This is a genomic window from Streptomyces sp. 8L (assembly GCF_020176795.1).
GTDB lineage: Bacteria > Actinomycetota > Actinomycetes > Streptomycetales > Streptomycetaceae > Streptomyces.
Window position 1 is genome coordinate 1 of record NZ_JAIUKE010000423.1, and the last position, 10,914, is coordinate 10,914.

Annotated in this window: 7 protein-coding genes; 1 reads left to right on the forward strand and 6 read right to left on the reverse strand. The window is 73.7% G+C overall.

Features of this window, described 5'->3' with window-relative positions:
- The first annotated feature begins 252 nt into the window (after positions 1-252).
- Positions 253-2,724: a hypothetical protein gene (locus LCE31_RS29480; RefSeq protein WP_225019613.1), complete on the forward strand. Its 2,472-nt coding sequence runs from the start codon at positions 253-255 to the stop codon at positions 2,722-2,724.
- Between the two features lie 160 nt (positions 2,725-2,884).
- Here the strand turns inward: LCE31_RS29480 and LCE31_RS29485 are convergent, their stop codons facing one another.
- From LCE31_RS29485 to LCE31_RS29510, 6 genes are all read right to left on the reverse strand, one after another.
- On the reverse strand, positions 2,885-3,607 hold the full coding sequence (locus LCE31_RS29485; protein WP_225019615.1) for a hypothetical protein: 723 nt from the start codon (positions 3,605-3,607) through the stop codon (positions 2,885-2,887).
- Positions 3,608-3,853: 246 nt separating this feature from the next.
- Complete coding sequence (locus LCE31_RS29490) at positions 3,854-5,143, reverse strand: TRAP transporter large permease subunit (RefSeq protein WP_225019617.1); 1,290 nt, start codon at positions 5,141-5,143, stop codon at positions 3,854-3,856.
- 2 nt (positions 5,144-5,145) lie between these two features.
- On the reverse strand, positions 5,146-5,784 hold the full coding sequence (locus LCE31_RS29495) for a hypothetical protein (RefSeq protein WP_225019619.1): 639 nt from the start codon (positions 5,782-5,784) through the stop codon (positions 5,146-5,148).
- A complete protein-coding gene (locus tag LCE31_RS29500; RefSeq protein WP_225019621.1) occupies positions 5,781-7,910 on the reverse strand; it encodes a hydantoinase/oxoprolinase family protein in 2,130 nt (709 codons plus the stop codon). Before LCE31_RS29500 ends, LCE31_RS29495 begins: the two co-directional genes overlap by 4 nt.
- 136 nt (positions 7,911-8,046) lie before the next feature.
- Entirely contained in the window at positions 8,047-9,657 is a 1,611-nt protein-coding gene (locus tag LCE31_RS29505) for an FAD-dependent oxidoreductase (protein ID WP_225019623.1), read from the reverse strand.
- A 92-nt stretch (positions 9,658-9,749) separates the two neighbouring features.
- Positions 9,750-10,754: a LacI family DNA-binding transcriptional regulator gene (locus LCE31_RS29510; RefSeq protein ID WP_225019625.1), complete on the reverse strand. Its 1,005-nt coding sequence runs from the start codon at positions 10,752-10,754 to the stop codon at positions 9,750-9,752.
- Positions 10,755-10,914: the final 160 nt, after the last annotated feature.

Genomic DNA, 10,914 nt, shown 5'->3' on the forward strand with positions numbered 1-10,914 from the left:
TCCCGGGGGTGGTCCTTCGCGCGTCCAGATCCCGGGAGCGCGGCGAGTGTGTGCGCCGGTCGTTGTGGACCGGGCGGGACGTCGTGGACGCGGCCCCGTGCCCGGCGGGCGTGGTCGCCTTCCCCAGCGGTGAACGCCGGGTGGGAGCGGCCACGCGAGGCCCGAGCGGGCCCTCCCGGGGCGGGCCCCCTCCCTCCCCCGCGGCACACCTGGACGCCGCGTGCGCGGTGGCCGCGCTCCGGGAGGACGACCATGGGGAGCCGTGAAGTACCGCGCCTCAGCGCGCTGTTGGCGGCGTTGTTCCCGGCCGGGAACCGCCGGGGAGCCGCGTGGAAGATCACTGTGCCGATACGTGGCAGGTCGCACCGCCGCGCCCTGTCCGCCGGCCTGGCCGTGTTGCTGGGTGTGTGCGCGCTGATCTGCACCACGGGCGGCGGGCCCGGCGGCTCTTCGGCACGTGGAGACAGCGAGATCGCCGCCGCGCCGGACGGCTACGGGAGACAGGCCGGCGATTTCGTCCCGTACTCCAGCGGCCGGTTGGCGCCTGCCTCGCAGCAGAGTGATCTCGACGCCAAGGCCGCGGAGGCGAGAACCGTTCTCCGCGAGAGCCATTCCTCGGTGCCGAGCGACCAGATCGACGGGCTGGTCGAGCGGACCAGGGACCACCCCGACCCGGGCAAGGGCGAGATCAGCAAGAAGAACGCCGCGGACGCGCTCGCCGAGATCACCGACCTGGCGCGCCGCGAGAACGTCAACCGCCATGCCGCTTCGGCGCTGGAGGGCAAGGTCGTGAACGCCCCCACCGCGGACAAGCTCGCCGAGGCGCGCGCGGAGGTGAACGCCGTACGGCGCGCCGCCGCCAACGCGGCGCCCGGCACCCAGGTGGACGCGGCAGTCGGCGTCGAGATGCGCCGCGAGCAGGCTGACCTCGGCAACGGGCAGAAGGTGGATCTCGACGAGATCCCGGACGCCGACGTGGTCTACCAGGACAAGAGCGGTGTGGTGCGCGTCGTAGAGGTCAAGAACGCCGGCTCGGCCACCCGGAAGGACGACTTCGCCAAGCAGGTCGGACGGCTGAAGAACTGGGAAGGCCGGGAAGCGGGCCGTAAGGCCACCGTGGAGATCGAGACGACGGACCGCTGGACGCAGATCTTCAGCCCGTTCAAGCCCGCACGGAACGGGAAGCCCGCGACGGACACCCGGACGGCGGCGCGCGAGATGGCCCAGAACGACGTGGACGTGACCATCGCGGGCACACGGCTCTCGGCCGCCCGGCTCGGCGCGATGCAGAGTGCCGTGGACGAGCGGACGAAGAACGGCACGATGGAGTGGCCGAAGATGAAGGACCCGGAGAGCGCCGAAGCGTATCTGGGCACCGGGGCACAGCAGGACACCGCCCCCGCGGAATCCGCTGAGAAGGCGCTCAGGGAGGCCGGCGGGAAAGTGGGCATGACGCGTCCGTGCCCGCCACCGGACGATGCGCAGGCCCTCGGCCTGGCGCTCTCGGAATCCGGGCCCTGCGGAGGCGACGAGAGCGGGCTGAGCGGTGCGCTGTCCTCACCCACCTATGGCGGGGTCGACTTCTCCAGTCTCCAGCTGCGCTACCTGTCGGACCGCGCCGGCTCCGGTGTGCGGTACGCCTTCTCGGCGAAGGCCGCCCAAAAGGGACGGGAACAGGATTCCCGGACGGGCGCGAGCGCACTGGTCGAGAGCATGGCCGATCTGCGGACCTGGCTGGTGTTGAGCCCCGACACGTTCTGGGTCAACCTCAACCCGGACCAGCCGGACCGTGTCATCGACACGAAGCTCGGCCGGACGAACGCCGGCCGTGCGCTGCTTGAGGCCGACTGGCGGATGAAGCAGACCGAGGGGAAGCTGCTCGACCCCAAGACCTCTTTCGGCGCCGAGTACTGGAGACGGCTCGGCATTTCGTCGGAGCAGGTCTGCTACTCGTCGCGGATGTGGATCGTGCCGGGGGACGTGGAGGTGCGCGAGGACGGCGACTCGCTCTACGTCCTGAAGGCCACGCTCGACGTCAAGGCCGAAGCGGAGGACGTCGCCGGGCTGGGGCAGGCCTCCTGCAACGCGGACCCCGCGGAAACGGCACGCGATGAGCGGCTGGAGCAGGACATGATGGTCCCGAAGATCGTGAAGGCGGTCAACACCGATGCCGACTACGCGCCGTTGCGCAGGGCGTTCCTGGCCCGCGTCGTCGCCCAGTGGATACGCGACCGGCACGCCGCGGGCCACAGCACCTCGTTCGACAAGCTGATCGGTTCCGGTGACGTGGGGCCCGCCTCCCTGCACGGGTCGTGGCAGCCGAAGCAGGTCTACGACAGCTATCTCCACTCCATCAACGACGGGGACTTCACCTACAAGCAGACGACCCGGGTCGGCAACACCATGGTCACGTACGTGATGCGGACCGGCGGCGTCGACTGGACCGAACTGCCGTCCAAGAAGCTCAGTCCGGCTCAGATGGACCGAGAGCTCCCGCACCTGCCGAAAACCGTGGAGCGGGCCGCCAGGGAGCCCGCGACGGCATCGGACGGATCGGTCTGGCTGGCCGACGAAGCCGCGGCGCCCCGTGTCAGCGCCTGGCACAAGGTCGGCACCTACGTGAGCGGCCGGACCGGAATCGTCGTCCTCGTGGTGGTGGCCCTGGTCGTCCTGCTGCTGTTCGTACGCGACGGCTCGGTGTTCCGCCGCGGGAAGGCGGGATGACGGCTTGCCAGAAGACCGCGGAGGCCCGCCGTTCGCGCCGCGGCGTCCATGCTCACCCCGAGTCAACCGAACCGAGCAGCGCGGCAGCGGGACAGCGCGGCAGCGGGGGAGCAGGCTCCTGTACGGGTCACAGGCTCCCGTGCGGTCCCCCCGCTTCCCGCTACCGGCCCGGTGCCCGGTCGTGCAGGTCGGCGAGCATCCCCAGTGCGGCCTCCGCGTTGTCCCAACTCGCCGGGCCTTCCGGCTTGACGGAGAGGCGCTCCAGCGCCGCGACGGCTTCCGGAACAGCCATCGCGCCCAGCAGCGCGAGGCCCGGGTCGGCACCGATGTCCTCGATCACGCACCGCTCCGCGAGTTCCACCGCCCACGCGGCGAAGCGGCCCGGATCAGGGTCGAGCAGCAGCCAGCGGAACACCGAGTCTGCCGTGTCGTCCCGCAGGAACCGGATCAGGGCGAGCATCACCACCTCGACATGGTCCGCGGCGTGCCGCCGCAACAGGTCCGGCGGCTCCCGCTCCCGCCACTCCCCCGCCAGCTCATCCACACCGGCCCACGTCACCTGGCCCGTGCGGGGCATCCTCGCTCCGACCGCCTGATGGAACTCCTCCCACACGTGCAACAACGTGCCGGGCGGGGGCGGCTCCGGCACGGAGCGCACCACCTGCGGGTCCGCGAGCAGCACGGTCGCCACGCGCCTGGCCTCCGCCACCCGTTCGCCGGTGTGCGGAAGGCGCGCGATCCGGCTCCAGTCGCCCTCGTCCCAGGGCGGCGGCAGCGAGCGCAGGCCGCGCGGCAGGACGTAGTCACCCTCCGGATCGCGCCACCGCGCGACCTCCGGCTCCCACGTCTCCTCGGAACCCGGCTCCGCGTCCGGCTCACTCATCCGGCCGTCCCACCAGCCTCTCGCGTCCGTCGTCCGCTCGTTCCGGTGCCAGGCGACCCCGGTGGCATGCTCAGGCCCGTTCGCTCTCGACCGCTCCATTGTGCCGCGTGTGTGCGGAGCGTCGCCCACCCGCCGACCCGCCTCGTGTCGCCCGGCGGCCGCCGCCCGTCGGCTGCCGGGCCCCCGGCGGCGGCCGGTCGGGCCTCCGCCCGCTCACCGCGGGCAAAGGCCCGCCGGCGCGCCGGTTCAGACGTACAGCGCGGCGGTGACGCAGAAGCCGCCGAGCGCCACGCACCACACGTACGGCAGCGTTCTGGCCATCACCTGCTGGGGGCCCACGCCCGCGTACTGCGCCGCCCAGACCGTCTGCGTGCTGGTCGGGTCGGCGACGCCGAAGACCTGGTTGTACGAGGTCGTCAGGCCGAGCACGGCGACGGCCGGGTAGATGCCGGCGGCGATCAGGACTCCGGCGATGCCCGCGCCGAGCCCGTAGACGTTGAGCGGTCCGCGGTAGAGGCACAGCGGTACGAGGACGGTGAAGACGACGACGAACAGCACCGGGTTCTGCGGGCTGACCGCCTTGACCAGGGGCTGGAGCGCGTCGATCGCGCCGGGCAGCTGGACGGCCGCGAGCAGGATGCCGATGGCGACGAAGAGGGCGACCGGGGCGGCCGCGACCTCGAAGCCCGCGTACAGCGTGCGCAGCAGCCGCTTGTTCATCTCCCGCGGCCTGGTCGTCGTCACCAGCGCGTACAGGACCCCCGCCAGCAGCGAGGGGATGATGGCGAGTTGGAGGCCGAGGGCGAGCGCGAGCGGCACCAGCGGGGTCAGCAGGGCGTACCAGGGCGCGTCGCCGAGCCGCGCCCGGCGGGAGGCGGGGCGCGACTTCTGCGCGACGGGGGACTTGAACGCCCAGGCGTGCTCGACGCCGCGGCGCCGCGTCTCGATGAGGACGAACGCGATCGCCGCCGCCAGCGCCAGCGGGAACAGCTTGATCATGAAGCCGCGTACCTCGGGGACGGAGAGGTGCAGGGCGCTGGAGAAGAACTGCCATACGGGCAGCTCGAACGGCATGCCGGCGGCGATGCCCATCAGGATGGTGCCCGCCGCCGTCACCTTCGGGATGCCGACCGCGATCATGGCCGGGATGCCGATGATGCCCGCGAGCATCGCGGCGGGCGCCGATCCGGTGACGGTGCCGATGAGGGTGGACACAGCGAGGACACCGAGGCCGACCACGGTGGGCCGGTCGCCGCCGAACTCGACGATCTTCCTGACGAGGGTGCCCGCGATGCCGGTCTCGTCCAGCAGCTTGCCGAGCCAGGACCCCAGGATGATGGCGATCATGGTGGCGGCGAGGGCCGGGGCACCCGCCTGGAGGACCGTGTCCATGACGCTGTTCTTGCCCGTGAACGGCGCGCCGGAGACGAAGGCGATGACGACGGCGAGGATCACGAGCGCGAACGCCGTCGGGAGCTTGCGGCTGAGCATGGCGGCGACTCCGGCCGCCATGACCAGCAGGATGACGATGCCCATGGTTACTTCCTCCTTCGTCCGCGCCGGTCCCGCGGCTGCTCGGTGGCCGGCCCCGGCGGCGGGGCGGCGGTGGCGGCGAGGGCCTCGGCCAGCAGGAGCGGGCTCCGGCCGAGTCCGGCCTCGCGGGCCGCGCGGGCGTGCGCGGCGATCTCGTCGGCGCCCGCGACGTGGCCGTACACGCGCCGGCCGCCGAGGGAGAGCACGACATGGCCGAGGGCCCGCTTCAGCCCGGCCTTTCCCGTGCCGTGGTGGAGTTGCTCGTGGGCGGCCTCGTGGGCCAGTGCGGCGGCGCGTACGGAGCCCTCGGGGTACAGGGCGCGCCAGCCGAGCCGGTCCACCAGGTCCTCGGCGGCGGCGATGGCGTCGGTGTACAGCTCGACGGTCGCGGGCCTCGACCGGTAGCGGGCGAGCATGCCGAGGGCGAGGCCGCCGTCGCGTTCCACGACGCGTGCGGCCAGGGGCTGCGCCGGGGGCAGCGACCTGCCGAAGTCGGCCGCCGCCGCGGCCCACGCGCGCAGCAGGGCGTGGTCGCGCCCTTCGTGGACGGGGGACGAGGCCAGCAGACGGGCGCCGAACTCCGTGTCGTCCAGTGCCGCGAGGTCGCGGGCGGCGCGCTGTGCGGGGGTGAGGGTGAGCGTCATGTCCGTGCCTCCACGACGGCGACGACGGGCTCGTCGGCGGCGCGCGAGCCGAGTTCGCTGCGGGCGAGGGCCAGCAGGGAGCCGGGGTCGAGAACCCCGGACAGGTCGGCGATGCGGGAGCCGATCAGCAGCCTGAGGGCGGGGGCGCGTACACCGCCGTCGCCGTACGAGGTCGACTCGTCGACGAGGGAGGCGAGCGCCGAGGGGGCGTCGCCCGCCGTGGTGGCGGCGACGCAGGCGTCGGGCACGTGCAGCCGTACGACGCCGTCGGCGTCCACGACGCGCACCGGGTGGCGGGTGCCGCGGAAGCGGCGGTGCACCTCGGTGCCGTAGACGGTGTGCGACGGTGTGGCGGCAAGGACGCGCACCGTGGCGGGGTCGCTGTGCAGGCTGGCCGCGGCGGCGGCGAGGCGTTCGGCGTCGCCGGCCCGGTGTCCGCGGTCCTGGGTGCGCAGTTCGGTCGCGCCGGTCGCGACGGCGCGGACCGTGTTGGTCTGCGGGTCGACGGTGACCTCGACCTCCACCGCGTCGGCCGCGGCCCCCTGCGCCGTCACGGCGCGCTCGGCCTCGGCCCGTACGGCGAGGATCTGCTCCTGGGTCGCGCCGGGGATGATCCGCTCGACCTGCTCGCGTACGAGGGCGAGGGCGACCCCGATGGGGCTGATGACCTCGCTGTGGCGGGCGATGCGTCCGTCCTGTCCTGTGGTGGCGGCGAGGTGCGGTGTCACGGACGCGGCGCCGCCGCCCCCGCCGACGAGGACGGCCGTGTCCCTGTCGAGCCGGTAGTCCTTGATCATCTGCTCGACGACGGTGCGCACCTGGGCGGTTCCCGCGTCGAGGACCCGGGCCGCAGCGGTGGCGACGTCCACGCCGAGCGCGGCGGCGAGCGGCGCCAGGGCCGCGCGCGCGACGTCCTGGTCGGCGCGGGCGAAGTCGCCCTCGGGGACCCGGCCGAGCGCGTTGGCCGCGCAGGTCATGGTCAGGGCGTACCGGCCGCCCGCGGCATCGAGGACGACGTGGTCCGCGGGGTCGCCCTCCATGGGGCGTACGGTCGCGAGCTTCGCGTCCCGCAGGTCCTCGGCGCTCGCGAAGCACGCGTAGGGCAGCCCCGCGATGTGCGCGCTGCGCGGCCCGACCGTGACGGCCTTCCCTCCGTCGATCCTGATCATGGAACCCCCGCCGACGCCGACGGTCCGTACGTCGAGGGCCGACAGATAGGAGGACTTGCCGAGGATGACGGCGTGCCGGACGGCGACCTTGCCGCGCCTGACGACGCTGATGTCGGTCGACGTCCCGCCCGTCTCCAGGAACAGCCCCTCGCTGACGCGCTCCTGCATGAGGGCGCCCGCGACGCCCGCGGCGGGCCCGGACAGCACCGTCAGCAGCGGCCTGCGGCGCATCTCGTCGAGCGCCATGACGCCGCCGTCGCAGCGCATCACCATCAGCGGCGCCCTGACCCCCGCCTTGATGATCGAGGAGTCCACGAGGTCGGCGGTGGCGAGCATGCGCGGCAGGATCGCGGCGTTGACGACGGCGGTACGGGTGCGCTTCTGGAGCCCGTACAGCGAGGTGATCTCGTGCGCGGCGGTGGCGGGCAGCCCGCGCTCCCCGGCCGCGGCCGTGACGGTGTCCTCGCCCTCGGGGCGGTCCACGGAGAACGGCTGGGTGGCGACGACGGCCTCGGCCCCGTCGCGCACGACGCGCTCCAGCGCGGCGGAGACGGCTGACGGGTCGTCGGGGTCGGCGACATGTGCGTAGGACAGGGGCAGCGTCCTGCCCGGCGTCAGTTCGAGCTTGCCGAGCGAGGCGAGGCGGCGGGTCAGTGCGGCGCCCGGGCCGGTGCCGATGCCGATGAGTCCGACGGTGGCGACGTCGCCCTCCAGCAGCGCGTTGGTAGCCTGGGTGGTGCCGTGGGCCAGGAAGGCCACGTCCTCGGGGGCGTGTCCGGTCTGGTCCAGCAGGCGGTCGAGAGCTTCCACGATGCCGTGGGCGACCCCGTCCTGATGGTGGTGGCTGGTGGGAACCTTCACCTGCCCCAGCAGGTCGAGGGTCGTGGCGTCCACCGCCACGGCGTCGGTGAAGGTCCCGCCCACGTCGATGCCGACGCGGATTCGGTGGGTGGTCATTGGTCTGGGCACCTCCTTGTGCTGTGTGGCGTTTGTCGGGGGCGGTGGGCCGGGCGGGGCAGGTGGAGCTGCTCCCGTCCGGCCGTGCGCCGTGTGCCGCACGCCGTTTCGGTGGCCGGGTACGCGGGGCGGCGTCTCAGTAGCCGCGTACGTCGGGCCAGTGGCGCTGCACTCCGGACCGGTCGAGGACCGCGGCGAACTCCTCGAACCGTTTGTCGTCCGCCTGCACCTGCCGCGGTTCCACGCCTTCGCCGAGGCAGTGGGCGGCCAGGGCGCCGGCGGCCTCGCCGATGTTCCACTCCACCGGGTGGAGCCGGTAGCAGCCGTTGGTGATGTGGGTGGTGCCGATGTTCTTGCCCGCCGGCAGGAGGTTGCGGACCCGGCGGGGTACGAGCGCGCCGAGCGGGATCTCGAACGGCACGGAGCCGATGTCGATGTAGTTGTCACCGCCGGTGGACGGGTGCAGGTCGATGCGGTAGTTGCCGACACCGACCGAGTCGCGGTGCCTGGTGCCCCCGTACGGCCCCACGAGGTCGATGGACACGTCGTGTTCTGTGACGGTGGTGACGGCCTTGATGCGCCGCGCCTCCCGCACATAGGGGGACTTCGCGAGGCCGTCCGCCGTGCCGGTGACGTCCGGGCGGAGCCTGAGGCCGGGGAAGCCGGTGCCGCCGTCCGCGCGGGGCGCCTCGGTCTGGAGCCAGTACAGGACGGAGAGCGAGAGCTGGCGCGCCTCGGCGACCGCCTCGGCCGCGACCTGCTCGCCCGCGCCGATCAGCGGCTTGCGCCAGTAGTCGTTGAGGGGCCAGTTGACGAGGGTGATGTCGGAGTCGAAGGCGCCGGGCCTGTGCAGTTTGCGGGCCAGGATGCGGCGGAAGCCGAAGAGTTCCTTGTCGCCCGCGTCGGCCGACTGGTCGGCGGAGACCGCGAGCGGGTCGACGTCGGGGTTCGGTACGAACGTGCGGGGCACAGCCGCCAGGGTGCGCGGGTCGGGGGCGAGGAAGCCGAGCAGCGGGCCGGGCCAGAAAACGGGCCGGTAGGCGCGCCAGAAGTCGTACATCTCCGGCCGGTCGACGGTGTGGTCCTCGCCCTCGTGGTGCGAGAGCGCGAAACACACCGTGATCCCCTGCTGGTTGAGCGGATCGGCGGTGTCCGGCGCGTGCGGCTCGTCGTACTCCGCGCGGGCCTCGGCGCCCAGCGCGTGCTCCACACCGGCGAGTTCGAGCAGTTCGCCCGTCTCGGTGGCGTCGATGACGTACCGCGCGGCGAGGGTCCGCAGGCCGCCGCCCGCCAGGTCCTCCACGGTGACGGCGCGTACGGTGTCGCCCTCGGCCTCGGCGGCGACGGGGCGGTGTTCGGTGAGGACGGTGAGCCGTCCCGCCGCACGGTGCGGCGCGAGCATCGCCTCCAGTACGGCCACCGCGACGCGCGGCTCGTGGCAGAGCTTCGACACGCGCCCCGCGCCGGGGTTGAGCCGGCTCAGCGCGAGGGCCTCGGAACGCATCGGGTACCACTGGCGGTAGTACGCCCTGATGGACTCGCGCAGCTGCCGGTAGGACGCGGTGGTGCCGAACTGCTCGACCCAGGGGTGCTCGTCGGGCGGCACGGCCTGGGCGGTCAGCTGTCCGCCGATCCAGTCGGTCTCCTCGGTCAGGACGACGCGGCGGCCGGCGCGGCAGGCGTCGAGTGCCGCGGCCACGCCGCCGAGTCCGCCGCCGACGACGAGGATGTCCGGTTCGGGTATCACGGTTCTCCTTGTGGTGCGGGTGGTGCGTGGTGCGGGTGGTGCGGGTGGTTCCAGAGGGCGCGCGGGCAGTCGCGCACCGGGGGCGCCGCCGCTCAGGAGGGCGCGGCCGGGGGCGGTCCCGAGGTCTCGCCGGGCCTGAACGTGCAGGGGACCAGCGGCTCTCCCGCCTTCTCCCCCGCGACGAGCGCGGCCAGCAACCGCACCGCGGCGGCGCCCAGTTCCGGGCGCGGGACGTCGAAGCCCGTGGGGACGTGTGCGGCCGGCAGGTCGGGTGGGGGGCTGCCGAGCAGCGCGAGGGAGAGGTCGCGCGGGGCCTCGTACCCCGCCTCGCGCACGGCGCCGTGGAGCGCGCGCCAGGCGCTTCCCGTGTCGGTCTCCTCGGCGACGAACGCGGTCACGCCGTCGGCGATCCAGTCGCGCAGCCGCGCCGCTGTGAGGTCGGCGGCGGGGTCCGCCGAGCGGAACACGGCGGATTCGCCGGCGTCCAGCCCGGCCTTGCCGAGCCCCGCGAGGAAGCCGCTTTCGCGGTCGGTGGAGGCGGGCGCCTCGTCGTCCTCGCGCACCAGCACGATCCGGCGGTGGCCGAGCCCCGCGAGGTGGGCCACCACGTCGGCCGCCGCGCTGACATAGTCGGCGCCCACCCAGGCGAGCCCCTCCAGCTCGTCCCTGCGGCCGATGTGCACCGCGGGGAACCCGTCGCCGACGAGCCGCCCGAGCTCCGCGGCGGGCGCGTGGCGGCCGAGGAAGAGGCAGCCGTCGGCGAGCCGCACCCGGCCCAGGGCGTCGGGGCCCGCGGCACCCGCGCCGCCGCTGCTCGAACCGGTGAACAGCACCAGGTCGTAGCCGCGCGCGGCGGCCTCCTGCTCGACACCGACGAGGAAGGGGTAGTACGAGTGCTGCACGTCGGTGGGGAAGGTCGCGGTGAAGCTGAAGACGCCCAGCAGGTCGTTGCGCGCCGCGGCCAGCCTGCGGGCCGCCGGGTCCGGCACGTAGCCGAGGGCGCGGGCCGCTTCGAGGACCTTGCGCCGGGTCTCGTCGGAGATGGCCGCGCCCTGCTTCTTGCCGGCGAGCACCAGCGACACGGTGGCCTGGGACACCCCGGCGAGCCGCGCGACCTCGGCCTGCCGCGGGCGGGGCGGGGGGGCCCCGGGGGCGGGGGGGGGGCCCCCCCCGGGGGCCGGGGGGGGGGGGGGGCGGGCGGGGGGCGCCCCCCCGGCCGCCCCCTATTATAGATGTAGATAATGGCTTTTAGAGGGA